This window comes from Mycobacterium sp. 3-98 (assembly GCF_035918355.1).
Classification (GTDB): Bacteria; Actinomycetota; Actinomycetes; order Mycobacteriales; family Mycobacteriaceae; genus Mycobacterium; species Mycobacterium intracellulare.
Map to the genome: position 1 here is coordinate 3014429 of NZ_CP142360.1, position 26825 is coordinate 3041253.

The 26825-nt window shown below is 68.4% G+C and carries 23 protein-coding genes, 1 pseudogene and 1 riboswitch; of the genes and pseudogenes, 22 read left to right on the plus strand and 2 right to left on the minus strand.

What is annotated here, in order from left to right; translation table 11 throughout:
- Nucleotides 1–36 precede the first annotated feature (36 nt).
- Nucleotides 37–1200 (minus strand): cytochrome P450, encoded by a 1164-nt coding sequence (locus QGN30_RS14310; protein WP_014380203.1) that lies wholly within the window; start codon nucleotides 1198–1200, stop codon nucleotides 37–39.
- A 190-nt stretch (nucleotides 1201–1390) separates the two neighbouring features.
- On the opposite strand from QGN30_RS14310, the gene QGN30_RS14315 reads away from it, so the two are divergent.
- The 5 genes and pseudogenes from QGN30_RS14315 to QGN30_RS14335 all read left to right on the plus strand — a co-directional run bounded on the left by QGN30_RS14315 (nucleotide 1391) and on the right by QGN30_RS14335 (nucleotide 6449).
- The gene (locus tag QGN30_RS14315) at nucleotides 1391–1585 is read left to right on the plus strand and encodes a ferredoxin (RefSeq protein WP_009954154.1); all 195 of its coding nucleotides are present in this window, start codon (nucleotides 1391–1393) and stop codon (nucleotides 1583–1585) included.
- A 489-nt stretch (nucleotides 1586–2074) separates the two neighbouring features.
- Entirely contained in the window at nucleotides 2075–3286 is a 1212-nt protein-coding gene (locus QGN30_RS14320) for a PPE family protein (RefSeq protein WP_014380201.1), read from the plus strand.
- 49 nt (nucleotides 3287–3335) lie between these two features.
- Nucleotides 3336–3497: pseudogene (locus QGN30_RS14325) on the plus strand (PE family protein); the annotation flags it as partial.
- 7 nt (nucleotides 3498–3504) lie between these two features.
- Nucleotides 3505–4698 carry a PPE family protein gene (locus QGN30_RS14330; protein ID WP_014384781.1) on the plus strand — a complete coding sequence of 398 codons (1194 nt, stop codon included), beginning with the start codon at nucleotides 3505–3507 and terminating at the stop codon, nucleotides 4696–4698.
- Nucleotides 4699–5195: 497 nt separating this feature from the next.
- Complete coding sequence (locus tag QGN30_RS14335) at nucleotides 5196–6449, plus strand: PPE family protein (RefSeq protein ID WP_248923100.1); 1254 nt, start codon at nucleotides 5196–5198, stop codon at nucleotides 6447–6449.
- Between the two features lie 102 nt (nucleotides 6450–6551).
- Here QGN30_RS14335 and QGN30_RS14340 read toward each other — a convergent pair whose 3' ends face one another.
- Nucleotides 6552–6749, minus strand: coding sequence for a hypothetical protein (locus QGN30_RS14340; protein WP_248923099.1), 198 nt, complete (start codon nucleotides 6747–6749; stop codon nucleotides 6552–6554).
- A gap of 32 nt (nucleotides 6750–6781) precedes the next feature.
- Here QGN30_RS14340 and QGN30_RS14345 point away from each other — a divergent pair, with 32 nt between their 5' ends.
- The 17 genes from QGN30_RS14345 to QGN30_RS14425 all read left to right on the plus strand — a co-directional run bounded on the left by QGN30_RS14345 (nucleotide 6782) and on the right by QGN30_RS14425 (nucleotide 26769).
- Entirely contained in the window at nucleotides 6782–7993 is a 1212-nt protein-coding gene (locus tag QGN30_RS14345) for a PPE family protein (RefSeq protein ID WP_095763286.1), read from the plus strand.
- Nucleotides 7994–8325: 332 nt separating this feature from the next.
- Nucleotides 8326–8625: a PE family protein gene (locus QGN30_RS14350; protein ID WP_008257045.1), complete on the plus strand. Its 300-nt coding sequence runs from the start codon at nucleotides 8326–8328 to the stop codon at nucleotides 8623–8625.
- A gap of 318 nt (nucleotides 8626–8943) precedes the next feature.
- Nucleotides 8944–9240, plus strand: a complete 297-nt coding sequence (locus QGN30_RS14355; protein WP_003874404.1) for a WXG100 family type VII secretion target — start codon at nucleotides 8944–8946, stop codon at nucleotides 9238–9240.
- Between the two features lie 41 nt (nucleotides 9241–9281).
- A complete protein-coding gene (locus tag QGN30_RS14360; RefSeq protein WP_008254256.1) occupies nucleotides 9282–9566 on the plus strand; it encodes a WXG100 family type VII secretion target in 285 nt (94 codons plus the stop codon).
- Nucleotides 9567–9673: 107 nt separating this feature from the next.
- Nucleotides 9674–10576 carry an ESX secretion-associated protein EspG gene (locus tag QGN30_RS14365; protein ID WP_008257042.1) on the plus strand — a complete coding sequence of 301 codons (903 nt, stop codon included), beginning with the start codon at nucleotides 9674–9676 and terminating at the stop codon, nucleotides 10574–10576.
- A gap of 267 nt (nucleotides 10577–10843) precedes the next feature.
- On the plus strand, nucleotides 10844–12355 hold the full coding sequence (gene eccD, locus QGN30_RS14370) for a type VII secretion integral membrane protein EccD (RefSeq protein WP_008257040.1): 1512 nt from the start codon (nucleotides 10844–10846) through the stop codon (nucleotides 12353–12355).
- The gene (locus tag QGN30_RS14375; RefSeq protein WP_014382639.1) at nucleotides 12333–14147 is read left to right on the plus strand and encodes a type VII secretion-associated serine protease mycosin; all 1815 of its coding nucleotides are present in this window, start codon (nucleotides 12333–12335) and stop codon (nucleotides 14145–14147) included. Before eccD ends, QGN30_RS14375 begins: the two co-directional genes overlap by 23 nt.
- A 19-nt stretch (nucleotides 14148–14166) precedes the next feature.
- Complete coding sequence (gene eccE / locus QGN30_RS14380; protein ID WP_009954993.1) at nucleotides 14167–15366, plus strand: type VII secretion protein EccE; 1200 nt, start codon at nucleotides 14167–14169, stop codon at nucleotides 15364–15366.
- The gene (gene eccA5, locus QGN30_RS14385) at nucleotides 15363–17192 is read left to right on the plus strand and encodes a type VII secretion system ESX-5 AAA family ATPase EccA5 (protein ID WP_008257033.1); all 1830 of its coding nucleotides are present in this window, start codon (nucleotides 15363–15365) and stop codon (nucleotides 17190–17192) included. The genes eccE and eccA5 overlap by 4 nt, the downstream gene beginning before the upstream one ends.
- An 84-nt stretch (nucleotides 17193–17276) precedes the next feature.
- A riboswitch (M-box (ykoK) riboswitch) is annotated at nucleotides 17277–17451 on the plus strand.
- 438 nt (nucleotides 17452–17889) lie between these two features.
- The gene (locus tag QGN30_RS14390) at nucleotides 17890–19059 is read left to right on the plus strand and encodes a PPE family protein (RefSeq protein WP_009954992.1); all 1170 of its coding nucleotides are present in this window, start codon (nucleotides 17890–17892) and stop codon (nucleotides 19057–19059) included.
- 795 nt (nucleotides 19060–19854) lie between these two features.
- The gene (locus QGN30_RS14395; RefSeq protein WP_014380190.1) at nucleotides 19855–21114 is read left to right on the plus strand and encodes a PPE family protein; all 1260 of its coding nucleotides are present in this window, start codon (nucleotides 19855–19857) and stop codon (nucleotides 21112–21114) included.
- Nucleotides 21115–21181: 67 nt separating this feature from the next.
- Nucleotides 21182–22585 carry a PPE family protein gene (locus QGN30_RS14400; RefSeq protein WP_014380189.1) on the plus strand — a complete coding sequence of 468 codons (1404 nt, stop codon included), beginning with the start codon at nucleotides 21182–21184 and terminating at the stop codon, nucleotides 22583–22585.
- A gap of 56 nt (nucleotides 22586–22641) precedes the next feature.
- Complete coding sequence (locus QGN30_RS14405; protein WP_014380188.1) at nucleotides 22642–22968, plus strand: DUF732 domain-containing protein; 327 nt, start codon at nucleotides 22642–22644, stop codon at nucleotides 22966–22968.
- A 61-nt stretch (nucleotides 22969–23029) separates the two neighbouring features.
- The gene (locus QGN30_RS14410) at nucleotides 23030–23353 is read left to right on the plus strand and encodes a DUF732 domain-containing protein (RefSeq protein ID WP_009957631.1); all 324 of its coding nucleotides are present in this window, start codon (nucleotides 23030–23032) and stop codon (nucleotides 23351–23353) included.
- Nucleotides 23354–23641: 288 nt separating this feature from the next.
- A complete protein-coding gene (locus QGN30_RS14415) occupies nucleotides 23642–24886 on the plus strand; it encodes a PPE family protein (RefSeq protein WP_020188631.1) in 1245 nt (414 codons plus the stop codon).
- Nucleotides 24887–25051: 165 nt separating this feature from the next.
- On the plus strand, nucleotides 25052–26455 hold the full coding sequence (locus QGN30_RS14420; protein WP_014382635.1) for a PPE family protein: 1404 nt from the start codon (nucleotides 25052–25054) through the stop codon (nucleotides 26453–26455).
- The gene (locus tag QGN30_RS14425) at nucleotides 26452–26769 is read left to right on the plus strand and encodes a DUF732 domain-containing protein (RefSeq protein WP_009957628.1); all 318 of its coding nucleotides are present in this window, start codon (nucleotides 26452–26454) and stop codon (nucleotides 26767–26769) included. The genes QGN30_RS14420 and QGN30_RS14425 overlap by 4 nt, the downstream gene beginning before the upstream one ends.
- The last annotated feature ends 56 nt before the right edge of the window (nucleotides 26770–26825 follow it).

A 26825-nucleotide genomic window follows, 5' to 3' on the forward strand; every position in this document is an offset into this window, starting at 1 on the left:
CGGCCGCGCCGGGGCGGCCCGGGAAATACCCCGGGCTCAGCCCCAGCGCAGCGGCAGCTCCTTGAGCGCGAAACTCTTTGACGGGTAATTGATCACGGGGGAGTAGTCCGCGGGCAGCTCGAAATCCGGGATCTGGTTGAGCCACTCCGCGACGATCACCGTCAGCTCGATGCGCGCCAGGTGCGAGCCCAGGCACCGGTGCGGACCGCCGCCAAAACCCCAGTGCCGGTGGACTTTCCCGTCCATGTTGAGCTCGTTGGTGGACATCGGGTCGCTGTCGTCGCGGTTGACGGCCGCCATGCACAGCCGCACCGAGGTGCCCGGCGGCAACGTCATGCCGCCGACTTCGACGAACTCGGTGGTGATCCGGGGCGCCACCGGCGCCGACGGTTCCAGCCGGACGATCTCTTCGATGAAAACCCTGATCTGCTTGGGGTTGTCGCGAAGCTCCGCGCGCAGCTGCGGCCGCCGCGCCAGTTCGAAGAGCGAGAATCCGATCGCCGCGGTGACGGTGTCCAGGCCGGCGAGGATCAACAGGTGGCTCATGCCGAGCAGCTCGATGTCACTGAAGTCGCCGCCGCCGGTCATCACCTGCGACAACATGTCCGAGCCCGGGTTTTGCCGGCGCTGCGCGATGGCGTCGACCAGGTATTGCAGCAGCTGCTGGCCCTTCGCCATATCGGCCTGGGTGAGGAACGGCTTGTCGGCGATGACGGAATCTTTCCAATCGATCAGGCGATCGCGATCCTCGAGGGGCAGGCCGTAGAGGTCCAGGAACACCTGAAACGGGTACAGGCTCGCGAGATCCGCCATCACCTCGCACTTGCCGCGACCGGCCAGCGCGCCGATCATGTCGCGGGCGTGGCGCTCCAACGCGGGACGGGACTTGCTCAGCGCGTGCGGGCTGAAATACGGCTGCAGGATCTTGCGGTAGCGGGTGTGTTGCGGTGGGTCAAAAGCCAGCGGCAGCACCGGCAGCGGGTGGCCGGGGGGCTGCAGCACCGTCGAGGAGAAGACCTTGGGGTTGCGCAGCGCGGCCAGCACGTCTTCGCGGCGGGTGAGGTAGTAGTGGCCGTTCATGAACACCACCGGCCCCGCGTCGCGCAGCGTCTTCCACCCCAGCCCGCGGTCGGCGCTCATCGGCAACTTGTCGACATCCAGCCGGGGTAAGTGGAACGAGCCGTATTGGCCGTCGCTCATGCCGGCACCAACATCTGGGGGCGCATCAATATTGCATGGGGGGCAAAGGAACACGGATCCGAACAGCCGGGCCCATTCGAGCCATTCGGCGCCCGTCCTTGATGGCGAACATCCTCGATACTTTACCGACCGACTAATCTGGGTATCGGACCGTGAAGCGCCGTATCGGGCCGCCTAGGGAGGAAACTTCGTGAGGGTTCGCCTGGAGCAGTCGAAATGCGTGGGCCACGCCCAGTGTTACGCCGTCGACCCCGACCTTTTTCCCATTGACGAGTCCGGCTATTCGATTCTTCAGGAGCGCGACGTCCGGCCCGAAGACGAGCAGGTGACTCGCGATGGCGTCGCATCCTGCCCCGAGATGGCGCTGATCCTCGACGAGGACTGACGGCGCAACGACGCCGCCGGACGGCCGCGGTACCGCGCCGTGCAAGCAAACGGTGAATGAACAAACCGTTGCCCTATATGAACTGCTGCCGACCGGGAATGAACAGTGGTTGGCCATTGATAAACAGCGGCCTTTGCGTGTCGGCGTTTGCCCCATAACGAACTAATCTCAGTGCCGGGCGGCAGTTCGGAGGCATGGAGCTGTCGCCCGGTTGCTGAAAACGGGATTGGCCGAGGCAGAAGGTGCATGTCGTTTTTGACCAGAAGTCCGAGAAGCGTGGTGGCAGATCACCTTTCCGGACGCAGCCCCTTGGTCAGCATGCACCGGCCCGCCCGGCCGGCCGAGTCGCGGACCGAACGGCCGCTGACGGGCTCCCGCGGACGCAGCCATCGACCGGTGGGGTCGTTTACAGAGCCGTGATTACCGCCACCACTGATTCCCATGTGACAGCCGAAATCGCCTGCGGGCTCGGCCGACTGAGGAGGATAGGTGCTTGACTTCGGTGCGTTACCGCCCGAAATCAATTCAGGTCGCATGTATGCGGGTCCGGGCTCGGGGCCGATGATGGCCGCGGCCGCCGCGTGGGACGAGATCGCGGCGGAGGTGGGCGTGGCGGCCAACGGGTACAACTCGGTGGTCACGGAGCTCATCAGTGGGCCATGGGTGGGGCCGGCGTCGATCTCGATGATCTCGGCGATCACCCCGTTCATCAGCTGGCTCAGCGCGGTGGCCGCGCAGGCCGAAGAAGCCGCCAGTCAGGGCCGGGTGGCCGCGGCGGCGTTCGAGGCGGCGTTTGCGATGACGGTGCCGCCGCCGGTGATCGCGGCCAATCGGGTGTTGCTGGCGAATCTGATCGCGACGAACTTCTTCGGGCAGAACACCCCGGCGATCGCGGCCACCGAGGCGCAGTACATGGAGATGTGGGCCCAGGACGCCGTGGCGATGTACGGCTACGCCGCATCGTCGGCGATGGCCTCGGAGTTGGCCCCGTTCGCGCCGCCGCCGAAAACCTCGACTCCGGACGCATCAAGCAAGCAGGCCGCCGCGGTGGCGAAGGCCGTCGCCGAACCGGCGGGCAACACCGCACAAAACACGTCACAGGTGGCCTCGCCACAAGCGTTGTCGCTGAATGCGTCTCAAGCCACGCAGGCGCCGACGACCGCAACGAATGCGGCGTCTACCGGGACCACGACCTCACTCAAGAACATCTTTGGCGACCCGACCTTCAACGACACGATCTTCAAACGCACCACGGGTCTGGCGTACTTCTCTAACGGTATGGGGCAGTTCGCGTCGTCGATCGCCCAGCAGCTGACCTTTGGTCCCGGTGGTAGTACGGCGGGTGCCGGCGGTGCGTGGTTCCCCACGCCCCAGTTCGCAAACTTGGGATTGGGCAACCTAGGTGGCGGAGCGGGCCACCTGAGCGGGGTTACCGCGAGCGCCGGGCAGGCCGCCCGGATCGGGACGTTGTCGGTGCCCCAGCATTGGGCGACGCTCACCTCGGCGGTCAACCCGGCGACGGTGCCCGACCTGGAGGCCACCCCCGTGCAGGCCGCGGCGACGGGAACCACCGGACCGGCCAACGGGCTGTTGCGTGGCATGCCCGCCGGGGCACTGGGACGCCGGGGCGCCGCCGCCGGCTACGTCAATAAATACGGATTCCGCTACAGCGTGCTGACACGCCCACCCTCGGCCGGATGACACCCATGGATACCTCGACAGACGGAGGCGATGCCCCATGACCCACCTCATCCCGGAGGTGACTGCGGCGCAGGCCGCTGCGCACGCACGGATATATCAGGCCGTCAGCGTTGCGCCGGCGGCCATCCACGAAACGTTCGTCAACACCCTGAGCACCGGCTCCGGGTCGTACGCGGTGACTGAGGCGGCCAACGCGGCCGCAACGGGTTAAGGAGTCAATGATGTTGGATTACGGGGCTTTTCCGCCGGAGTTCAATTCGGCGCGGATTTATTCGGGTCCGGGGTCGGGTTCGTTGGTGTCTGCGGCGTCGGCGTGGAGTGCGTTGGCGGCGGAGTTGAATTCTGCCGCGCTCAGTTATGAGCAGGTGGTGACCTCGCTGAGCAGTGAGGAGTGGTTGGGTACGGCCTCGGCGATGATGGCCCAGGCGGTGGAGCCTTATATCGCGTGGATGACGTCGGCGGCTGCGCAGGCTGAGGAGGCGGCTACGCAGGCGCGGGCGGCGGCGGCGGCTTATGAGGCGGCGTTGTCGTCGTCGGTGCCGCCACCGCTGGTTGCGTCTAACCGCATGCAATCCAAGCTGTTACAGGCAACCAACGTGTTGGGACAAAACACCCCGCTGATCGCCCAACTGGAGGCCCAGTACGGCGAGTACTGGGCCCAGGATGCCGGAGCAATGTACAGCTATGCGGGCCAGTCATCCTCGGCGACCAAGCAGACGCCCTTTAAGGAGCCACCAAAGATCACCAACGAGTCCGGGACGGCCAACCAGACTGCTGCGGTCACCAACGCGACGAGCAACTCGACTGCGACCGACACGTCAAAAATCTTGCAGACGATGGCGGCACCCGGGTCGAGCGGGACCAACCAGCCCACAGCCGGGACGACCCCGACCGCGACCGCTCCCAGCTCGGGCGGAAGCGGGAGCGGGAGCGTGAGTGACCTCGTCAGCGCCTACAACCCCTTCGCCAGCCTCTTCTATAACACTGAGGGTTTGCCGTATTTCAGCATTGGTATGGGGAACAACTTTGTGCAGATTTCCAAGTCGTTGGGGTTGATCGGTAGTGCGGCCCCGGCGGCGGCCAAGGCCTTGCCCGCGTTGGGGGGTTTGGGCGGGATGCTCGGTGGTGGTGCGGCCGCGGCGCATCCGGTGGCGGCGTTGGGCAGTGCGGCCTCGATCGGGGGCAAGTTGTCGGTGCCGGTGGCCTGGTCGGGGGCGCCGGCGGCGGCGCCGGCGCTGGGGCATGCGATCCCGGTCAGCACCATCAGCGCGGCTCCCGAGGCCGCCGGCGGGCCCGGAAACCTGCTCGGGGGCATGCCGTTGGCCGGTGCCGGCGCCGGCGGGCACGGTGTGGCCGGCCCCAAATACGGCTTCCGACCCACCGTCATGGCCCGACCACCCTTCGCCGGATAGCCTCCCAAGCCCAGCGACACCGGCGCGTTCGAAAACACGCCCTGCCCCGAAAGCACCTGCGGCAGGGCGTGTTTCGCTGCGTCCGCACCAATCCCACCGGCCCTCGCTAGGGAGTTGTCGGGCCGCCCCTGGGCGTCGCGACCGTCGTCGCGGCGGCGAACCTCGCATCCGCTTTATCTGCGGCCGGATTTTTTGTCCCGCGGCGGGGGTTTCCGCGCCGCGGCGACACCTCGGATCGTCCCGCCCTGGCGAGTGCTGACGCGATATTCCCGCAGGTAACCGCCAGCCGCGGCGGCGCGCGCCCCGGGACGGCCGGGCGTCGGCGCGCGCACGCAGAACCGCTGGGGCTGGTTGTCGCCGCAGCTGCGGCCGGGCGAGGAACCGGCGAGGGGGCGGTGCGCCCATTTAGCCTTCCCAAGCAAGCAACTGCCCGATGTCATCGACTCGAGACCAGGTACGAGGGGATACATGTCGTTCGAGCCCGGCGCCTCATAGCCATGGACTTCGGGGCGTTTCCGCCGGAGATCAATTCCGGTCTCATGTACGCGGGCCCGGGCTCAGGGCCGATGATGGCCGCGGCCGCGGCCTGGGATGGGCTCGGCGCCGAGTTGGGCACGGCCGCAAGCGGTTACGCCTCGGTGATCTCGGAACTGACCCACGCCGCGTGGGTGGGTCCGGCATCGGCGTCGATGTTGTCGGCGGTCATGCCGTATGTGAACTGGCTGGGTGTCGTGGCCGCGCAGGCCGAGGAGACGGCCGGCCAGGCTCGCGCCGCCGCGGCGGCGTTCGAGGCGGCGTTTGCGATGACGGTGCCGCCGCCGGTGATCGCGGCCAACCGGGTGTTGCTGGCGAACCTGGTGGCGACGAACTTCCTCGGGCAGAACACGCCCGCGATCGCGGCCACCGAGGCGCAGTACATGGAGATGTGGGCCCAGGACGCCGGGGCGATGTACGGCTACGCCGGTTCGTCGCTGGCCGCCTCGGAGTTGGTCCCGTTCACGGCGCCGCCCAACACCACGGCCCCGGACGCGACCGGCGACCAGGCCGCCGCGGTGGCGAAGGCGGTCGCCGAACCGGCGGGCAACACCGCACAAACCACCTCGCAGCTGGCATCGCCACACGCGTTGTCGCTCAGCGCAACTCAGGCCGCGCAGGCGCCGACGACGGCGACCAACGCAACGCAGTCAGGGTTGCTCACCAGCACGCTGCAGAACTTGGCGCAGTCCGGGCTGCCGACCCCGACCAACAACTGGCTGGGCCTGAGCCCCACGATCTACGACACGATCCTGAAGCGGACGACGGGTCTGGCGTACTTCTCGAACGGTATTGCGAGCTTCTGCACGTCGATCGCGCAGCAGTTGACGTTTGGTCCCGGTGGTAGCACGGCGGGTGCCGGTGGTGCGTGGTTCCCCACACCGCAGTTCGCGAGCCTGGGCCTGGGCAACCTCGGTGGCGGGCTGGGCCATGTGAGCGGTGGGGTGGCCGCGGGTGCCGGGCAGGCCGCGCGGGTCGGGGCGTTGTCGGTGCCCCAGCATTGGGCGACGCTGACGTCGGCGGTCAGCCCGGCGACGGTGTCGGAGATGGAGGCCACGCCGGTGCAGGCCGCCGCGACGGGCACTTCCGGGCCGGCCAACGGTCTGCTGCGGGGCATGCCCGCGGGGGCGCTGGGTCGCCGTGGCGCCGCCGCGGGCTATGTCAACAAATACGGATTCCGCTACAGCGTGCTGACACGCCCACCCTCGGCCGGATAAGCGGCGGAATTCGGCAATGCACACCCTCACCTTTAGCCGCGCCCGGATTTTATCCCCGGCCCCGATACCGGCGCCCCGGGCCACCACGACATCGCGCCGCCCCTACCCGAGCGGGCGACCCCTCGGCTCCGGCCGTTTGGGCAGTTCCGGATCGATATCCGGGCCGATGCGCACGCGGTCGGTCGGCGCGCCGCGGCCGGTGGCGCCGCCCACCCGGGCGGCCGACCGTGACGCCGCCCGCCGGGCGAACGCCGCGAGGCCGGTCACCAGCGCATTAACGTCGTTCGCAACTCGACGCATCGATCCGCAGATCACAGGTTAAGGGGCTATTCGTGCTGGACTATGGGGCTTTTCCGCCGGAGTTCAATTCGGCGCGGATTTATTCGGGTCCGGGGTCGGGTTCGTTGGTGTCTGCGGCGTCGGCGTGGAGTGCGTTGGCGGCGGAGTTGAATTCGGCGGCGCTTTCTTACGAGAAGGTGGTGACCGCGTTGAGTAGTGAGGAGTGGTTGGGGGCGGCCTCGGCGACGATGGCGCAGGCGGTGCAGCCGTATATCGCGTGGATGACGTCGGCGGCGGCGCAGGCTGAGGAGGCGGCCACGCAGGCGCGGGCGGCGGCGGCGGCTTATGAGGCGGCGTTGTCGGCGTCGGTGCCCCCGCCGTTGGTGGCGTCGAATCGGATGCAGGTCAGCCAGTTGCAGGCGACGAATGTGTTGGGGCAGAACACGCCGCTGATCGCGCAGTTGGAGGCTCAGTATGGGGAGTATTGGGCGCAAGATGCCGGGGCGATGTATGGGTATGCGGGTCAGTCGTCGGCGGCGACCAAGCAGACGCCGTTTCAGAAGGCGCCCGAGATCACCAATGCGTCGGGGCAGGCCACTCAGAGCGCGGCGGTGACCAAGGCGACCACGGATTCCACGGCGACCAACACCTCCAAGGTGTTGCAGTCGATGGCCCAACCCGCCAGCAACGCCACCGCCAACGCGACCGCGCAGGCGACGACCGCCACCGACCCGTTGACCGAGCTCTGGTTCCTGCTGACCGGGCAGACCACCTTCCCCACCAACCTCGGCACGCTGGTCAACGGCTACACCCCGTTCGCGGGCCTCTTCTATAACACTGAGGGTTTGCCGTATTTCAGCATTGGTATGGGGAACAACTTTGTGCAGATTTCCAAGTCGTTGGGGTTGATCGGTAGTGCGGCCCCGGCGGCGGCCAAGGCCTTGCCCGCGTTGGGGGGTTTGGGCGGGATGCTCGGTGGTGGTGCGGCCGCGGCGCATCCGGTGGCGGCGTTGGGCAGTGCGGCCTCGATCGGGGGCAAGTTGTCGGTGCCGGTGGCCTGGTCGGGGGCTCCGGCGGCGGCGCCGGCGCTGGGGCATGCGATCCCGGTCAGCACCATCAGCGCGGCTCCCGAGGCCGCCGGCGGGCCCGGAAACCTGCTCGGGGGCATGCCGCTGGCCGGTGCCGGCGCCGGCGGGCACGGCGTGGCCGGCCCCAAATACGGCTTCCGACCCACCGTCATGGCCCGACCACCCTTCGCGGGCTGAGCCGCGGCCGTAGGTGATCGACCAGCTGAAACGGACGAAAGGAGGTTCGAGGGACGCGCTATCGGCAAAGACCATCGCGCCCGCCGGTGCGACGAGTTCGTCGCCGTCGGGGGCCACCAGCAACTTTTTCGACCCGGGGCAGATGCCGTTTGTTCCGGCTGTCGAGCGAAGGGCTGCGGTCGAGGTCAGACGCTGTTACTGTGTCGTTAACGAAAGTGAATTCGCAGTACCACCACGTGAACAATTGCAAACACGCTGCGTCCACCCCGGCCTCAGGGGTCGCAGTCATCTACTCTCGCAGAGTCGGGGAATGAACTAGGAGGGAAACAAATATGTCGTTCGTGACCACACAGCCGGAGGCTTTGGCCGCGGCGGCCGGGAATCTGCAGGCTATCGGGTCGACCTTGAGCGCCCAGAACGCAGCCGCTGCAGCCCCAACGACGGGGGTGGTACCCGCCGCTGCCGACGAGGTGTCGGCCCTGACCGCGGCTCAGTTCGCCGCGCACGCGCAGATGTACCAGGCGGTGAGCGCCCAGGCCCAGGCCATTCACGAGGCGTTCGTCAACACCCTGTCCACCAGCTCCGGTTCGTACGCTGCGACCGAGGCAGCCAACGCGGCCGCCGCCGGCTGATTCGTATCGGCGGTTCGGGCTTGGGGCAGATTGTCACCGACGTGGGTTCCAACGTAGCCGCCCATCGGGGGCCGAGCGCGGGGCCGCAGGAACGGTCCCGCGCAGCATCCCCCACAGCAACACGCACTCCGTCAACTCAAACGCCGCGGTTCGGGTCTGACGTCCGTCTCACCGTGACAACGCCCGGTGGCCGCCGGCTGACGGAAAGGGGGGGTTATTTCTATCTGTTCGGCACGGCGGTTGCGTAATCCGTAAACGATCCGGCCACCGTCTTAAAGCACATCACCCATTCATTACCTAAATAAGGAGACAGCCGACATGGCAACACGTTTCATGACCGACCCGCACGAGATGCGGGCGATGGCGGGCCGTTTCGAGGTCCACGCCCAGACCGTCGAGGACGAGGCTCGCAAGATGTGGGCGTCGTCGATGAACATCGCGGGCGCGGGCTGGAGCGGCCAGGCGCAGGCCACGTCGTATGACACCATGGGCCAGGTCAACCAGGCCTTCCGCAACATCGTCAACATGCTCCACGGGGTGCGCGACGGGCTGATCCGCGACGCGAACAACTACGAGCAGCAAGAGCAGGCCTCGCAGCAGATCCTCAGCAGCTAGCCCAGAACTGCTGCTGCCCAACACTTTTAAGGAGCCATGTAATGAGCATTAACTACCAGTTCGGCGACGTAGACGCCCACGGCGCCCTGATCCGCGCCCAGGCCGCGTCCTTGGAGGCCGAGCACCAGGCCATCATTCGCGATGTGCTTGCTGCCGGCGACTTTTGGGGCGGTGCCGGTTCGGTCGCATGCCAGGAGTTCATCACCCAGTTGGGTCGCAACTTCCAGGTGATCTACGAGCAGGCCAACTCCCACGGACAGAAGGTTCAGTCCGCGGGCAACAACATGGCCAGCACCGACAGCGCCGTCGGGTCCAGCTGGGCCTGACGCCTCGACCACAGGCGCGGCAGCACACCACCCGTCGGTGTGCTGCCGCGTCCTGCGGTTACCGTGCAGTGTGAGCTTGACCTACCCAGGGACCAGTTGAGGATTTGATGGACCAACAGAGCACCCGCACCGACATCACCGTCAACGTCGACGGCTTCTGGATGCTCCAGGCGCTGCTGGACATTCGCCACGTCGCCCCGGAGTTGCGGTGCCGGCCCTACGTTTCCACCGACTCGAACGACTGGCTCAACGAGCATCCCGGAATGGCGGTGATGCGCGAGCAGGGCATCGTCGAGAACGACGAGGTCAACGAGCACGTGGCCGCCCGGATGAAGGTGCTCGCCGCGCCCGACCTCGAGGTCGTCGCGCTGCTGTCGCGGGGCAAGCTGGCTTACGGCGTCCTCGACGACGAGAACCAGCCCCCGGGCTCGCGCGACATCCCCGACAACGAGTTTCGGGTGGTCCTGGCGCGTCGCGGCCAGCACTGGGTGTCGGCGGTTCGGGTCGGCGGCGAGATCACCGTCGACGACGTCGCCGTCGCGGACAGCGCCTCGATCGCGTCGCTGGTGATCGACGCGCTGGAGTCCATCCACCACGCCGAGCCCGCCGCGATCAACGCGGTCAACGTGCCGCTGGAGGAGATGCTGGAAGCGACGAAGTCCTGGCAGGAGTCGGGTTTCAACGTGTTCTCCGGCGGAGATTTGCGCCGGATGGGCATCAGCGCCGCCACCGTCGCCGCGCTGGGCCAGGCGTTGTCGGACCCCGCCGCCGAGGTCGCGGTGTACGCCCGCCAGTACCAGGACGACGCCAAGGGGCCCAGCGCGTCCGTGCTGTCGCTGAAAGACGGCTCCGGCGGCCGCATCGCGCTCTACCAGCAAGCCCGGACCGCGGGTTCGGGAGAGGCGTGGCTCGCCATCTGCCCGGCAACCCCGCAGTTGGTGCAGGTCGGCGTCAAAACCGTGCTCGACACCCTTCCCTACGGCGAGTGGAAAACTCACAGCAGGGTGTGACCTTCGCGCGAAACACAGATTTCATCAATGTGGTCGCACTCAACATGCGGTTGAGCTGCGAACACGGCATACTTCTGTCAAGGCATCAGCAAACTGAAAACCGGTGTCAACCACAACTCTTAATCGCAAGGCGAGGCAGATGGAATTCCAATTAGTAGGAATGCGCTGCGCGGGGGATCGCAGCACCTCGGCGAGAACACCGGCGCCGGCCGGCACGCGAACGGCGGCACGGGCTCACACATTCATCACGGTAGGGAGTGCAAGGCGATGACTGCGGTCGTTGAAGTACCACAGCCTGATGTAGAGGGCATCTCACAGCCCCAGGCGGTCGTCGTCGGCGTGATGGCCGGCACGGGCGTCCAGATCGGCGTCCTGCTGGACGCGAACGCCCCCGTCTCGGTGATGACCGACCCGTTGCTGAAGGTCGTCAACAGCCGGCTCCGCGAGCTCGGCGAGGCCCCGCTGGAGGCCACCGGTCGCGGCCGGTGGGCCTTGTGCCTGGTGGACGGCTCGCCGCTGCGGGCGACCCAATCGCTGAGCGAGCAGGACGTCTACGACGGCGACCGGTTGTGGATCCGATTCATCCCGGACACCGAGCACCGCTCGCAGGTCATCGAGCACATCTCCACCGCGGTCGCGGCGAACCTCAGCAAGCGCTTCGCCGCCATCGACCCGGTGGTTGCCGTGCAGGTCGGTGCGTCGATGGTGGCCATCGGGGTGACGGCCGCGACCGGTCTGCTGGGCTGGTGGCGCTGGCACCACAACTCGTGGCTGCCGACCGTCTACGCGGGCGTGATCGGCGCGCTGATGCTGGGCGTTTCGCTGTTGCTGTTGATGCGGGCCACCACGCTGCAGGAGCGGCGCGTCGCCGACACCATGCTGTTGAGCAGCCTCGCGCCGGTGTCGGTGGCAGCGGCGGCCGCGCCGCCCGGCGGTGTGGGGTCGCCCCACGCGGTGTTGGGCTTCGGCGTGCTCACCATCGCCGCGATCCTCGCGCTGCGTTTCACCGGGCGTCGGCTGTCGATCTACACCGCGATCGTCACCGTCAGCTCGATCGCGGCGGTGGCCGCGTTGGCGCGGATGGTGGCCATGACCAGCGCCGTGACGCTGCTGACCTGCGTCGTGCTGGTGTCGGTTCTGATCTACCAGAGCGCACCGGCGATCTCACGACGGCTGGCCGGCATCCGCCTGCCCGTCTTCCCGTCGGCCACCAGCCGATGGGTGTTCGAGGCCCGGCCCGACCTGCCCACCACCGTGGTGCGCAACGACGGAGGCCCCCCCGTTCTGGAGGGACCCGCCTCGGTCCGCGACGTCCTGACGCAGGCCGAACGCGCCCGCTCCTTCCTGTCGGGTTTGCTGATCGGGCTCGGCGTGCTGATGGTCGTCTCGCTGACCGCCCTGTCGGACCCGCACACCGGGCAGCGCTGGCTGCCGGTCCTGCTGGCGGGCTTCAGCGCGGGATTCCTGTTGCTGCGCGGCCGCTCGTACGTCGACCGCTGGCAGGCGATCACCCTGGCCGGAACCGGCGTGCTGATCGTCGGTGCCGTCGTGGTGCGGTACGCGCTCGTGTTGCAGTCTTCGCTTGCGGTCTCGATCTGCGCGGCGATTCTGGTTCTGGTGCCGGCGGCGGGGCTGACGTCCGCGGCCGTGGTGCCGAACACGGTCTACAGCCCGCTATTCCGCAAATTCGTGGAATGGATTGAATACCTCTGCCTGATGCCGATTTTCCCGCTGGCATTGTGGTTGATGAATGTCTATGCAGCAATCCGCTATCGCTGACCGCAAAGTGTGGCGTGGCCGCGCGACCGCCGCGACCGTCGCCGCTGCCCTGCTCGCCTCGGGCGCGTTGGCGAATCTGCCGCCCGCCTATGCGATTTCGCCTCCGACGATCGACGCGGCGGCGGTGCCGCCGGACGGCCCACCCGGGCCGGGCGCGCCCATGAAGCAGAACTCGTACTGCACCGAGGTGGGCGTGCTGCCCGGGACCGACTTTCGGCTGCAGCCCAAATACATGGACATGCTGAACCTGCAAGAGGCGTGGCAGTTCGGTCGCGGCGCCGGCCAGAAGGTGGCCGTCATCGACACCGGCGTCACGCCGCATCCGCGGTTTCCGCACCTGATCCCGGGTGGCGACTACATCATGTCCGGCGACGGGCTGTCCGACTGCGACGCGCACGGCACCCTCGTGGCGTCGATGATCGGCGCGGCGCCGGCCAACGGCGCCGGGGTACCGCCGGCGGCACCGCGCAAGCCGGTCACCATTCCGACCACGGAGCCGCCGCCGAAAGCGCCGCCGCCGCAGACGGTGACCCTGTCGCCGCTGCCCCAGACCGTGACGATGGTGCCCCCGCCGCCCCAGGAGCAGCCTGCTCCGGGCCCCTTCGGGGCGCCCCCGCCGCCACCGGCGCCGCCCGGCGGACCGCCCCCCGGGCCGCCGCAAGGCGGGCAGGCCCCGGCGGGCAACCGCGGCACCGGCACGGTGACCATCCCCGGCTACTCCGGTGGCGGGCACGTGGTCACGGTCGATAATCCGCGCCCGCTCGACCCGCCGCCGGCACCGCCGCCACCCGCACCCACCAAGGGCGGACCGGACGCATTCAGCGGGATCGCGCCGGACGTCGACATCATCGCGATCCGGCAGTCCAGCCAGGCCTTCGGCCTCAAGGACGCCTACACCGGCGATGAGGATCCGCAGACGTCGGCGAAGATCGACAACGTCCAGACGATGGCACGGGCGATCGTGCACGCCGCAAACATGGGTGCGTCGGTCATCAACATCTCCGACGTGACATGCATGAGCGCGCGCAACGTCATCGACCAGCGCTCGCTGGGCGCCGCGGTCCGCTACGCGGCGGTCGACAAGAACGTCGTCATCGTGGCCGCGGCCGGCGATACCAGCAAAAAGGACTGCAAGCAGAACCCGCCTCATGATCCGTTGCAGCCCAACGATCCTCGCAACTGGAATGCCGTCACCACCGTCGTGACGCCGTCCTGGTTCAGCGACTACGTCCTGACCGTCGGCGCCGTCGACGAAGAAGGGCGCCCGCTGAGCCAGGGCAATCAGGGCCAGGCGTCGACGAGCGTGGCCGGGCCGTGGGTGGGCATCGCCGCGCCCGGGACGGACGTCGTCGGGCTGTCGCCGCGGGACGACGGGCTCATCAACGCGATCGACGGACCGGACAACACGCTGCTGGTTCCGTCGGGCACCAGCTTCTCCGCGGCGATCGTGTCGGGGGTGGCGGCGCTGGTGCGCGCCAAATTCCCGCAGCTGTCGGCGTATCAGGTCATCAACCGGCTGACGCGCACCGCCCGCGCGCCCGCGCGCGGGGTGGACAACCAGGTCGGCCACGGGGTCGTCGACCCCGTCGCGGCGCTGACCTGGGACGTGCCCGACGGTCCGGTGAAGCCGCCGCAGCAGCTGTCGGCGCCGCTGACCGTTCCGAAACCCGCCCCGCCGCGGGATATGGTGCCAGTATGGGTTGCCGCCGGAGGATTGTTCGTGGCGCTGCTCATCGGCGGCGGGGTGTTCGGCACGGCGATGCTGATGAAGCGATCACGGAACCAGCAATAGGGGCGGAGCAGCAGCATTCATGAAGGCACAGCGCAGGTTTGGGTTGTCTTTGTCGTGGTCGCGGCTGACCACGGTGTTCCTGGTCGACGTCGTGATCATGGCGGTGGCCAGCCACTGCCCGGAGTCCTGGCAGGGCACCTACCGCGTCGCGTTCTGGGTGGGCGTGGGTCTGGCCGTGCTGGTCGCGCTGCTGTCGCTGGTCACCTACCACGGCCTGACGGTGACGTCGGGGATTGCGACCTGGCTGTGGGATTGGTCCGCTGACCCGGGCTCCGCGCTGGCCGCCGGCTGCACCCCGGCCATCGATCACCAACGCAGATTCGGCCGCGACAAGGTCGGCGTGCGCGAGTACCAGGGCCAGCTGGTCACGGTGATCGCCGTCAACGGCGGCGAGGACGACCCGGCGTCGCGCCACCGCCACCGGTCGTCCCGGCCCACCTTGCTGGTGCAGGCCGTCGCCTCGGGGCTGCGCCAGTTCGACATCCACCTCGACGACATCGACATCGTGTCGGTGAAGGTGCGCCGGGGCGGGAATGCCGCCGAGTTGTCCAAGCTCGACGACTGGGGCCCCGAGGAATGGGAGGTGGCGAACGATCAGCCCACCTCCTACGTGCGCAGGACCTGGCTGGTGCTGCGGATGAACCCGCAGCGCAACGTCGCCGCCGTGGCGGCTCGCGATTCGCTGGCGTCGACCCTGGTGGCGGCCACCGAACGGCTCGCCCAAGATCTCGACGGGCTGACCTGTGCGGCAAGGCCGTTGACCGCCGAGGAACTCGCCGAAGTCGACCGCGCGGTGCTCGCCGACCTGGAGCCGACGTGGAGTCGTCCGGGATGGCGCCGCCTCAAGCACTTCAACGGGTTCGTGACGAGCCTGTGGCTGACGCCGTCGGACATCACCACCGACAAACTCGAGGAGCTTTGGGAGGACGACACTTTCGCCACGGTGCTGACCATCCGGCTCACGTCCCGCGGCGGCCGTCCGCAGGTGTCGGCGTGGGTGCGTTATCACACCGAGAAGCGGCTGCGCCGAAACGTGTCGTCGGGGCTGAACCGCCTCACCGGTCGTCAGCTGGCCGCGGTGCGGGCCAGCCTGCCCGCCCCGACGGCCCGCCCGCTGCTATCCGTGCCGAGCCGTCCGTTGCGCGCCGACGACGATGAGCTCTCGCTGTCCGTCGACCAGCTGCGAGGGAGCTCGGCGGGCGTACCTGTAGCGCAATGACGAGGCCCCAATCAACCGCCGAAGGCGCCCGTAACGCGATGGTCGCCGGCCTGTTGGCGTCGGGCGTGTCGGTCAACGGGCTGCAACCCAGCCACAACCCGCAGGTCGCGTCGCAGATGTTCACCACGGCGACCAACCTGGACCCGTCGATGTGCGACGCCTGGCTGGCGCGGATGCTGGCGGGGGAGCAGAGCCTCGACGTGCTCGCCGGTGCCTGGTCGTCGATCCGGACGTTCGGGTGGGAGACCCGCCGCCTCGGGGTCACCGAGTTGCAGTTCCGCCCGGAGGTCTCCGACGGGCTGTTCCTGCGGCTGGCGGTGACCAGCGTGGAGTCGCTGGCGTGCGCTTACGCGGCTGTGCTTGCCGAGGCCAAACACTATGCGGAAGCGGCGAAGCTGCTCGACGGCGTCGAACCCCGCCAGGCCTTCGACGAGGAGCTGGTCAGCTACGTGCGCGGCGTGCTGTACTTCCGCACCGGGCGGTGGCCGGACGTGCTCAACCAATTCTCCGAGGGCAAGGGGTGGCGTCAGCCCGAGCTGAAGGCCGCGGGGGCGGCGATGGCCACCACCGCCCTGGCCTCGCTCGGCGTGTTCGAAGAGGCGTTGCGCCGCGGCCAGGACGCCATCGAAGGCGACCGGGTACCGGGCGCGGCCAACATCGCGCTGTACACGCAGGGCATGTGCCTGCGCCACCTGGGCCGCGAGGACGAGGCCGTCGAGCTGCTGCGGCGCGTCTATTCGCGTGATCCCAAGTTCACCCCCGCGCGCGAAGCGCTGGACAACCCGAACTATCGCCTGATCCTGACCGACCCCGAGACGATCGAGGCCCGCACCGACCCCTGGGACCCCGACAGCGCGCCCACCCGCGCTGAGGCGGAGGCCGCCCGTCACGCCGAGGAGGCCGCGAAGTACCTGGCCGAGGGCGATGCCGAGCTCAACGCCATGCTGGGCATGGAGCGGGCCAAGCGGGAGATCAAGCTGATCAAGTCGACGACGAAGGTGAACCTGGCGCGCGCCAAGATGGGCCTGCCGGTGCCGGTGACGTCGCGCCACACCTTGCTGCTCGGTCCGCCGGGAACCGGAAAGACCTCGGTGGCAAGGGCTTTCAGCAAGCAGCTGTGTGGGTTGACGGTGCTGCGCAAACCGGTGGTGGTCGAGACCAGCCGCACCAAGCTGCTGGGCCGGTACATGGCCGACGCGGAGAAGAACACCGAGGAGATGCTCGAGGGCGCCCTGGGCGGCGCGGTGTTCTTCGACGAGATGCACACCCTGCACGAAAAGGGCTACCAGCAGGGCGACCCCTACGGCAACGCGATCATCAACACGTTGCTGCTGTACATGGAGAACCACCGCGACGAGCTGGTCGTCTTCGGGGCCGGCTACGCCAAGGCCATGGACAAGATGCTCGAAGTGAATCAGGGTCTGCGGCGGCGCTTTTCGACGGTGATCGAGTTCTTCAGCTACACCCCGGACGAACTGGTCGCGCTGACCCGGTTGATGGGCCAGGAAAACGAAGACGTCATCACCGATGAATCGGCGCAGGCCCTCCTGCCGTCCTACACCAAGTTCTATCTCGACGAAACGTATTCGGAAGACGGCGATCTCATCCGCGGCATCGACACGCTGGGCAATGCCGGTTTCGTGCGCAACGTGGTGGAAAAGGCCCGCGATCACCGCAGTTTCCGCCTGGATGACGAGGACCTGGATGCGGTCCTGGCCAGCGACGTGACCGAATTCAGCGAGCGCCAACTGCTGCGGTTCAAGGAGCTGACCCGCGAGGATCTCGCCGAGGGCCTGAACGCGGCGGTCGCCGAGAAGGCGAACTAACCGGCCAGGCGGCTACGTGCTGGTACGCGGTTGTGTTGCACGTCAATTTGACTCGGCGTAGCCCGAGTGCCACCATGGCCTGTGCAAGCACCTCGCTAGGTGAGGCGTCTGCACGGACATAGGCCACTGACCTCGAACGTCGAGAGACGCCCAGGGTCAGGACAGCTCCTCCCGGATTAAGGGTTGAGCCCAAGTGGCTTCCGGCTCTGGTGACCGGATACGCCGTGTGGTGCCGAAGCTCTGACGAGAGGGGTGCGCGCCCAACGATTCTCGCGTTGGGTGCCTATCCCCGCGTGCAACGTATGGCATCCCCGTATGCCCTGGCCGCGAGGAGGTGAGAGCGGAATGAGTCCCGGTGATAGTCCGTATCCCAGATCGATGACCATTTCGTTGCGATCCGACCCCGGCCACGTTTCGTAGCCTGAATCGGCTCCTTCCACATATTCTCGCGCACGCCAACGCATTACGCGTGCGTGCGCGAGTGTGCGCGGAATTAGCCTGATTCGGGCGAACCACGGCTGAGTTCGGTCTCTGCTGTGAGGAGAACTCCGATGTCGTTTCCCATGTCGTGTTGCCACGCGGTGACTGAGTTATCAGCGCTGGCCTCAACACAATTCAGCGTCGACGCCGCGCGCCGCACGTCGGAGGCGCGGGCGCTGGCCGACACGATCGCGGCCGGCTAGGGGAGGGGCCCGAAATGTTCGTGGACTTCGCAACGCTCCCACCCGAAATCAACTCCGCGCGTATGTATGCCGGGCCTGGGTCGGGCCCGATGCTGGTTGCCGCGTCGGCGTGGAACGGGTTGGCCGCGGAATTGCGTTCGGCCGCACTGTCGTACGGGTCGGCGCTCTCTTCGCTGACCAGCGAGGAATGGCACGGCCCGGCATCGGCGGCGATGGTCGCGGCCGCGACGCCGTACGTGGCGTGGATGAGCACGACCGCCACCCAAGCCGAGCAGGCCGCGACCCAGGCCGAGGCCGCCGCCGCGGCCTACGAGGCCGCGTTCGCGGCCACCGTGCCACCGCCGGCGATCGCCGCCAACCGCGCACAGCTCGCGACGCTGATCGCCACCAACGTGCTGGGCCAGAACACGCCCGCCATCGCGGCTACCGAGGCGCAGTACGGCGAGATGTGGGCCCAGGACGCGGCAACCATGTACGGCTACGCCGGCTCCTCGGCCGCCGCCACTCGCCTGCCCATGTTCACCGATCCCACGCAAACCACCAGCCAGGACGGCCAAGCCCGCCAGGCCGCCGCGGTCGCCCAGGCGACCGGCACCTCCGCGGGAAACCAGCAGGCGACCGTGTCGCAGCTGAACACCGCCGTGCCCAACGCGCTGCAGACCCTGTCGTCGCCGACGGAATCGTCGACCGGATCGACGTCCGGCCTGTCGTCGATCCTGGACCCGAACAGCAATTTCTGGAACACGATCACGTCGACCGGCGCGCTCGACCCGGCGCAGGTGGTGCAGACCGTGACGAGTTCGACGCTGATCGGCGCCAGCACCAGCGCCCTCAACGACCTGGCGAGCGGCGCGCCGGTGGCGACCGGCATCGGAACAAGCGCCCAGTCACTGTCGGGGTTGGCGGGCGTGGGCAATGCCGGCGCGTCGGTCTCGGCGGGACTGGGCCGCGCGTCCCTGGTCGGCCCGCTGTCGGTGCCGCCGAGCTGGGCCCCGCCCGCTCCGGTCGCCAGCCCGTTGCCGTCGGCGCTGGGCGGCACCCCGATGGTGGCCCCGCCCCCGGCGATGGCGGCCGGCATGCCCGGCATGCCGTTCAGCCCCATGGGCAACCACGGACTCGGACGCGCCGTCCCGCAGTACGGATTCCGGCCGAACTTCGTGGTGCGCCCGCCCGCCGCCGGGTAGGTCTCCGGCACGAGCGCCCTTGGCTTTGGCCGAAAACCGTTACCGCCCGGATCTTTACAACGGCACATGGAAAAATTCGCGGTGCCGACCGCAGCGCCGCGGTGCGTCGAGAGGTCTGTGTCACACCCGAAAGCCGCTGCGCCCTACGGGAATTCGTCCCACAGGAAATTGTCAGTGGCCCACCAGCGGCACGGCAGGCTGGCCGCGTCTAGTGGTATGAACAGACCGTACGACACAGCGTGACCACACCCGCCAGTTCGGCGATGACGACGCCGTCGGCTCGAACTGGGGCTTAATCGCATTTCGCGCAAATGGCGCGGAATCGCGCCTTTGGCGATTCCGAAAGCGAAAACTCATCGTCGATAAAGAAAGTTTTTTGGCGGTCGCGTCGCGTCTCAATGCGGACACCTTCGAAGCAATACATCAGCACGCCCACCCTGCCCGACGGGCGCATACCGGGTGATTTGCGCCACTAATCGAAAGGATCTCATGCGCCGTTCTCACACCGGTCCCGAAGGCCGCGACATCGATGTTTTACACGGCTTTACCTGGCGGGAACGCCGCCTGAATACCAACGGTGCAACATCTTCATTGCGATAGCAGCGTGGCTTGACTACTCATTCGTCCGCCTTTTATGGCACCGGTTTACAGCTAGGAGAGTAGGGCTTGCTGTCTTCCAACCCACGGAATCTGCGCCCGCATTCGAAGGCTTGTTTCGTGAATTCCCTTCCAGGCGCGAATTTGTCGAGCCCGCGATGCCGCGCTCGGCGTGGCCGAGACTCGAGGAGGTCCTGAATGCTGGACTTCGGCGCGTACCCGCCGGAATACAACTCGGGCCGAATGTATGTCGGCGCGGGATCGGGCCCGCTGCTGGCCGCCGCCGCGGCCTGGGACGAGCTGGCCGCGGAATTGCAGACGACGGGGGCGTCGTACAGCTCGACCATCGAGACGCTCGCGACGGGCCCCTGGACGGGCCCCTCGTCGCTGGCGATGGCGGCCGCTGCCGCCCCGTACGTCGCCTGGATGCACGCCACCGGGGCGCAGGCCGAGGAGGCCGGCGCGCGGGCCAAGCTCGCCGCCGGCGCCTACGAGGCGGCGTTCGCGGCCACCGTGCCGCCGCCGGTGATCGCGGCCAACCGCGCCCTGCTCGCCACGCTGGTCGCCACCAACATCCTGGGCCAGAACACCCCGGCGATCGCCGCGACCGAGGCCCACTACATGGAGATGTGGGCGCAGGACGCCGCCGCCATGTACGGCTATGCGGCGTCCTCGGCGAGCGCGTCGGCGCTGACCCCGTTCGCACCGCCCCCGCGCACCACCAACGATTCGGCCGGGCCCGCCCAAGCCGCCGCGGTCGCCCAGAGTGGCGGGCAGTCCGGCTCCAACACCGCCACCCAGCTGTCGCAGCTGAGCGGCACGCTGCAGCCTGCGGCGCAATCCGTGGCGAACGCCGGCTCGTCGGGAACGTCGTCCGCCGAACTGACGACGCCCAGTTTCATCACCAACTGGAACGAGTTCTGGTCGGTGGTGACCGGGGTGTACTCGCCGCAGTCGTGGACCACCATCCCCGGCGGCCCGTTCCTGTCGTTCGGCCAGGCGTACGCCTGGGGACAGAACGGGCAGGGTGCGGCCGCCTATCTGGCTGGGCCGAAAGCCATCTCGGGCGCGTTGGCCCCGCTCACCAGTGGCGCCAACGCCGTCAAGCCCATGCTCAGCTCCGCGATCGGGGCGGGGCAGGTCTCGGGGTCGATGGGCAAAGCCGCTCTGGTCGGCGGCATGTCGGTCCCGCAGGGCTGGACGGAAGCCGCCCCGGCGATACGGACGCTCGCCCAGGGGTTGCCGACGAACTTGGCGGCGGCGCCGGCCGCGTTGGCCGGCGAGGAGGGCGTGTTCAGCCAGATGGCCCTGTCGAGCTTGGCCGGACGCGCCGTGGCGGCCGCCGCAACCCGTCCGGTCGGCGGCGCCGCGACGGCGATGGGAGCGCTGGGCGGTGTTGCCGCGGAAGCCGATCCGGCCGCAGCCACCATCATCGTGATCCCCTGCATCGAGGAATGACCGCGATGACCAAACCGCATGGCCGCCAGTCGCTTTCGCTCGAATGTCGAGGCAGGGGGTAGCAGGGTTGTTTTACGGAGCCTTTCCGCCGGAGTTCAATTCGGGCCGGATGTACAGCGGTCCGGGCGCCGGATCGCTGGTGGCAGCGGCGACGGCCTGGCAGAGCCTGGCCACCGAATTGCAGTCCACCGCGACGTCCTATGCGGCGACGATCTCGAGCCTGACCGCCGGGCCCTGGGCGGGTCCGTCATCGTTGGCCATGGCGTCCGCGGCGGCCCCGTACGTGGCCTGGATGCAGCAAACCGCCGCCGCCGCCGCACAATCCGCGACCCAGGCCACCGAGGCGGCGGCCGCCTACGAGACGGCCTTCGCCGCCCATGTGCCGCCGGCGGTGATCGCCGAAAACCGGGCGCTGCTGGCGCAATTGGTGGCGACGAACCTCTTCGGGCAGAACACGTCCGCGATCGCGGTGAACGAGGCCCAATACGGCGAGTTCTGGGCGCAGGACGCCACGGCGATGGACACCTATTTCGCCTCCTCGGCGACCGCTTCCAACAAATTGACGGAGTTCGGCCCGGCGCCCCAGACCACCAACGCGGCGGCCGAACCGATGCAAGCGGCCGCGGTGACGTCGGCCGCCAGCACCCCCGCCGCCAACGTGGCGAATGCCGCGGCGACGGCGGCGACCACCACGCTGCCCTACAGCGGGCCCTTCTCCGGCGCGGCGAACCTGGCGTACCTCTACCAGACGTTCATGACCAATCTCTTCAACACCGTCCCGGGCGGGGCGAGCTTCTACACCGCGATGTACAACGCCGTGAAGGTGCCGCTGGGCCTGACCACCCAGTTCAACGACGTCGGCCTGTTGGTCAACTTTCCGTTGTCGCAGTGGCTCAAATTCGCCCCTCCCATCGCGTACGGTGCGTTGCCCAAGGACGCGCTCGGCGCGGGGCTCGGCGCGTTGGGCTTCGGTCGGGGCACGCTGTACAGCGCGATCAACCCCATCGCCGGCATGGGCAATGCCGGCACCCTGGTGGGCAAGCTCTCGATCCCGCCCAGCTGGGCCACGGCCACGCCGTCGGTCAGGACCGTCGCCGCCGCACTGTCGGCCGCCGGGACCGAGGCCGTACCGGCAGCGGCGCTGGGCGAGGGAAGCCTGTTCAGTTCGATGGGCCTGGCCGGGATGCTGGGCAGCGGGCTGGGCTCTGGGGCGCCCACCGTGGTCCGCGGCGGGGTGCGCAACCGGATGGCCGCGATCAAGGACCTCAAGGACAAGCAATCGCCCGAACAGCTGAAACGCCTTGTCGCACAGATCTCGGAGAAGCCCGAAAGCGTGCAGCACCACAACGTCGATCAGGAAAACCTCGACGCGCTGCTCGAGCAGCTGGCCAAGAAGCCCGGCATCCACGCGGTGCATCTGAAGAAGGGGGACAAGTCCAAGGTCCTACCGACGGACGCCCAGTTGGGTTAGGGGACAAGGCAATCGGTGTTCACGCCGCGACCGCGCGTGATGACGGAAGGTGATGAGTGATGACACGACTACTGGCGCTCCTGAGTGCCTTCGCGACGATCGGCCTTGCCGCACCGGCTCACGCCGATCCCGGGCCGGAACCGGGCGCTGACGACGGAGGCTTCATCGCGGCGCTGCGGCAAGCCGGGTTCAGCTTCGCCACGCCGGGCTCGGCCGTCGCCGCCGGACGGGCCGTGTGCTCGTGTCTGGACAACGGCGAACCCGGTTTGGAGGTCGTCCACGACGTCAAGACCCGCAACCCCGGGATGGACATGGAGATGGCGTCCAATTTCGCTGTCCTATCGGCGAAGTTCTACTGCCCCAACCAACTCTCCAAGGCCTGACGCGTCGGCCGTCCGCCGGGGCGGCCGAATGCCTCGTCGCCGCATGGGAGAATCGCGAGTCATGAGACTGCTGGCGGCGCTGGGCGTCGGCGTTTCGGTCATCCTCGGTCCGACCCCGCTCGCGCACAGCGACCCGGGGACGACCGGGGGCGACGAGGCCGCTTTTCTTGCGTCGCTGCGCGGCGCCGGCATCACGTACTCGACCCCGGATGGGGCGGTAAAGTTCGCCAAAGCCGTATGCGTGTCGATGGCAAACGGCGAGTTGGGTCCCCAAATGGTGGACGAATTGAAGAGCCAAAACCCCGGACTCACCGACGACCACGCGACGTCGTTCTTGGCGATTGCGGCGAAATTCTATTGCCCGCAGCAGCTTAACAAAAGATAGCTCCAGAGCCCACGGCGGCCGTGCGGTTCTGCCGCACCGAAATCCCTTGCGTCTAGCGGACATTCACCGCGCGGGCATCCGCGACCGGTGGAGCGGGCTCCGGTGCCGAACGCCGATCCTGAGAATTTCTCAGTCGAAGGACGCGTTGGAGCGGAGCCGGTGCAACACATGGAATACACATATGCCGCCCCGGCGAATCTCATGAATTCCATTTGAGCCGTGGCTTGTTTGCGGGAAGGCCGCATATTCGCTCCTACCCTGGCGCCAGAGGAGGACGGGAGGCAACGGGTGGACTTCGGGGCGCTGCCACCAGAGGTCAATTCAGGACGGATGTACGTGGGTGCCGGATCGGGGCCCCTGCTGGCCGCCGCCGCGGCATGGGATGCGCTGGGAGCCGAACTGTATTCCTACGCGGCGGCCTACAGCTCGACGATCGCCGGCATGACCGTCGGGTCCTGGCTGGGACCGGCGGCGGCGTCGATGAGCGCCGCGGCCGCGCGCTACGTGGCGTGGGCCACGGCGACGGCCGCCCAGGCAGAGCAGGTGGCGACCCAGGCCAGGCTCGCCGCCGCGGCCTACGAGACCGCGTTCGCGGCGACGGTGCCCCCACCGGTGATCGCCGCCAACCGCAGTCTCTTGATGACGCTGATCGCCACGAACATCCTCGGCCAGAACACCGCGGCCATCGCGGCGGCCGAAGCGGAGTACGCCGAGATGTGGGCCCAGGATGCCGTGGCGATGTATGCCTACGCCGCCTCGTCGGCGGCGGCCACGCGGCTGACGCCCTTCACCGAGCCGCCGCGGACCACCGATTCGTCCGCGGTGGCACGACAATCCGCGGCGATCGCGCAAAGTGCCGCCTCTGACATCCCGTCCGAGCTGTCGGCCTTGATCAACGTGACGCCGACGATGCTGCAAGGACTGGCGGCGACCCCGTCGGCCGCGGCGGCGACGCCGGCGGCATCGATCATCGAAGCCATTTACCCCATCACGGCCGCCCTGCGGCCCTTCTTCGCGGCCGTCACCGGCGCGTACAGCCCCATTGGCGCGATCATCGTGCCCGGCGGATGGTGGCTGCTGTCGCTGCAGGCCCTGGGTCTGTCCCAAAACGCGCCGGGTGTCGCCGAACTGCTGGGCGGCGGAAAGGCCATCGCCGGGGGGCTGTCGCCGCTTGCGCCGCTGCGGGGCGGTTACGTCTCCGCGGTGACACCGGAGATCGGGGGCGTGGCCGGGTCGATGGGCCGCGCGACCCTGGTCGGATCCCTGTCGGTTCCGCAGGGCTGGGCCACCGCCGCCCCCGTCATGAAGACGGTCGCGTCGGTACTGCCGGGCGCGAGTTTAGGAGCCGTCCCGGCGATGACCGCCACGTCGCAGGGGGCGATGTTCGGCGAGATGGCCATGGCGAGCGTGGCCGGACGCGCGCTGGCGGGCGCGGGTGTGCGCACCGTCAGCAACGGCACGACCGGCGTCGCCGCGGCGGCCGCCGACGGCGTCGCGACCACCGCCACGATCATCGTGGTGCCGGCGGATTGATGGGCCTTGACATGACACCAATGGCATTGATCCAGCGGACCGCGGGGGACGACCGATGTCTTCGGTGACCTCACCGCCGCGAACGTCGGCGATTCACGGCATGTTTGCCGGCACTCCCGGTTCGCCGGCGGCCAGCGGCCCGGCTGGCACGGGAAGGGCACGCCGATGAATTTCGCAGTGCAGCCACCCGAAATCACCTCCGGCCAGATGTACACCGGCCCTGGGGCGGGACCGATGCTGGCGGCCGCCGCCGCCTGGGACGCGTTGGCCGCCGAGCTGCAGTCCACGGCGTCGTCCTACGGTGCGATCGTCGAGGGCCTGGCCAACGAGGCGTGGGCCGGCCCGTCGGCGGTCGCGATGGCCGCCGCGGCCGCGCAATACGTGGCATGGATGTCGGAGACCTCGGCGCAGGCGAAGACGGCGGCCGTGCAGGCCACGGCGGCCGCGGGCGCCTACGAGAGCGCCTTCGCGGCGGTGGTACCGCCGACCGAGATCGCGGCCAACCGCGTCCGGCTGGCAACGCTGTTGGCAACCAACGCCTTCGGGCAGAACACCGCCGCGATCGCCGCCACCGAGGCCGAATACGCGGAAATGTGGGCCCAGGACGCCGCCGCGATGTACGCCTACGCCGGCGCGTCGGCGGCCGCCACGCGACTGGCACCGTTCACCGAGCCGCCCCAGACCACCAACGAAACCGGGATCGCCGCGCAGGCGGCCGCGCTGGGCGAGGCCACCGGCGTGGCAAGCGGCACCGCCGCGGCCACGGACGCGGTGGCCCCGCCGTCGGGCATCTTCAGTGACCTGCTCGAGGCCATCGGCAACGCGTCCCGCGGTTACATGGAGTTCTGGGACCAGGTGCTCAACACCCTGACCGGGTCGCCGTTGGCCGGGACGACGTGGCAGAACACCTTCGGGATCCTCGCCGACATCGGCCGGTTCAGCACCGTCGCCAACGACAGCATGAGCCCGATCAACCTCGCCATGACCGAGTTCAAGATGTTCTACAACCTGCCGGTCGAGGGCCTGGACATCCCGAAGTCCGCGCTGGGGGCCGGGCTCGGGATGCGGTCGGCCGGCGCGGGCCTGACCAGCGCGGTATCGGCGGGCATGGGCGAGGCGAACGTGGTGGGCAAGCTGTCGGTGCCACCGGCCTGGGCGTCGGCCACCCCGGCGATCCGGCTGGCCAGCGGCCTGGCGCCGAGCGCCGGCATCGCCGCGGCGCCCGCGGCCGGAATCCCGGGCAGCCTGCTCGGTCAGATGGCGCTGGGCAGCCTGACCGGAGGCGCCCTTGGCGCCGTCACGCCGCAGGTCGTGAGCGGCGGGGGCGTGCGGGCCCGCGCCGGGGGAGCGACGAAGGCCGCCGAGCCCGTCAAACTCGACGACGTCATCGCCAAGCTGCAAAAACAACCGGAAGCCGTGCAGCACTGGAACGTCGACAAGGCCGGACTCGACGATCTGCTCGACCAATTGTCGAAAAAGCCGGGCATCCACGCGGTGCACGTGTCCAGCGGAGACAAGCCGAAGGTGACGTTGCCCGACGCCCGGCTCGGAAAGGCGGGATCGGCATGAAACGTTTCGCTGCGCTGCTCGGCGCCGTCGGCGTGATCGGTTTCGCGGCGCCCGCGCACGCCGAGCCGGAGGGTGACGATGCCGCGTTTTTGGCCAACCTCGACAATTCCGGCATCACCTATAGCAGCTCCAGCCAAGTCATCACCTCCGCCAAGGCCGTGTGCGGGTTGATGGGCCGGGGCGAAACCGGTTTGCAGGTCGTCAGCGACATCAAGGATCAAAACCCCGGGATGACGATGGACGCCGCCGCCAAGTTCGCGGCCCTCGCCTCGAGCGCCTACTGCCCCCACCACATCACGCCCAAAGCCGGTTAGCCTGAGACTCGCCGCCCGCGGGGGGATACCTCCCGACGTCGGCGGTTCGGTTGGGC

What these genes read in the sequence shown, in the direction of transcription:
- QGN30_RS14310 (WP_014380203.1), bottom strand. Translation starts at nt 1,200, where the DNA reads ATGAGCGACGGCCAATACGGCTCGTTCCACTTACCCCGGCTGGATGTC.
- QGN30_RS14330 (WP_014384781.1), top strand. Translation starts at nt 3,505, where the DNA reads ATGATGTTGGATTACGGGGCTTTTCCGCCGGAGTTCAATTCGGCGCGG.
- QGN30_RS14335 (WP_248923100.1), top strand. Translation starts at nt 5,196, where the DNA reads ATGGACTTCGGGGCGTTTCCGCCGGAGATCAATTCCGGTCTCATGTAC.
- QGN30_RS14340 (WP_248923099.1), bottom strand. Translation starts at nt 6,749, where the DNA reads ATGCGTCGAGTTGCGAACGACGTTAATGCGCTGGTGACCGGCCTCGCG.
- QGN30_RS14350 (WP_008257045.1), top strand. Translation starts at nt 8,326, where the DNA reads ATGTCGTTCGTGACCACACAGCCGGAGGCTTTGGCCGCGGCGGCCGGG.
- QGN30_RS14355 (WP_003874404.1), top strand. Translation starts at nt 8,944, where the DNA reads ATGGCAACACGTTTCATGACCGACCCGCACGAGATGCGGGCGATGGCG.
- QGN30_RS14360 (WP_008254256.1), top strand. Translation starts at nt 9,282, where the DNA reads ATGAGCATTAACTACCAGTTCGGCGACGTAGACGCCCACGGCGCCCTG.
- QGN30_RS14365 (WP_008257042.1), top strand. Translation starts at nt 9,674, where the DNA reads ATGGACCAACAGAGCACCCGCACCGACATCACCGTCAACGTCGACGGC.
- eccD (WP_008257040.1), top strand. Translation starts at nt 10,844, where the DNA reads ATGACTGCGGTCGTTGAAGTACCACAGCCTGATGTAGAGGGCATCTCA.
- QGN30_RS14375 (WP_014382639.1), top strand. Translation starts at nt 12,333, where the DNA reads ATGCAGCAATCCGCTATCGCTGACCGCAAAGTGTGGCGTGGCCGCGCG.
- eccE (WP_009954993.1), top strand. Translation starts at nt 14,167, where the DNA reads ATGAAGGCACAGCGCAGGTTTGGGTTGTCTTTGTCGTGGTCGCGGCTG.
- eccA5 (WP_008257033.1), top strand. Translation starts at nt 15,363, where the DNA reads ATGACGAGGCCCCAATCAACCGCCGAAGGCGCCCGTAACGCGATGGTC.
- QGN30_RS14390 (WP_009954992.1), top strand. Translation starts at nt 17,890, where the DNA reads ATGTTCGTGGACTTCGCAACGCTCCCACCCGAAATCAACTCCGCGCGT.
- QGN30_RS14395 (WP_014380190.1), top strand. Translation starts at nt 19,855, where the DNA reads ATGCTGGACTTCGGCGCGTACCCGCCGGAATACAACTCGGGCCGAATG.
- QGN30_RS14410 (WP_009957631.1), top strand. Translation starts at nt 23,030, where the DNA reads ATGAGACTGCTGGCGGCGCTGGGCGTCGGCGTTTCGGTCATCCTCGGT.
- QGN30_RS14420 (WP_014382635.1), top strand. Translation starts at nt 25,052, where the DNA reads ATGAATTTCGCAGTGCAGCCACCCGAAATCACCTCCGGCCAGATGTAC.
- QGN30_RS14425 (WP_009957628.1), top strand. Translation starts at nt 26,452, where the DNA reads ATGAAACGTTTCGCTGCGCTGCTCGGCGCCGTCGGCGTGATCGGTTTC.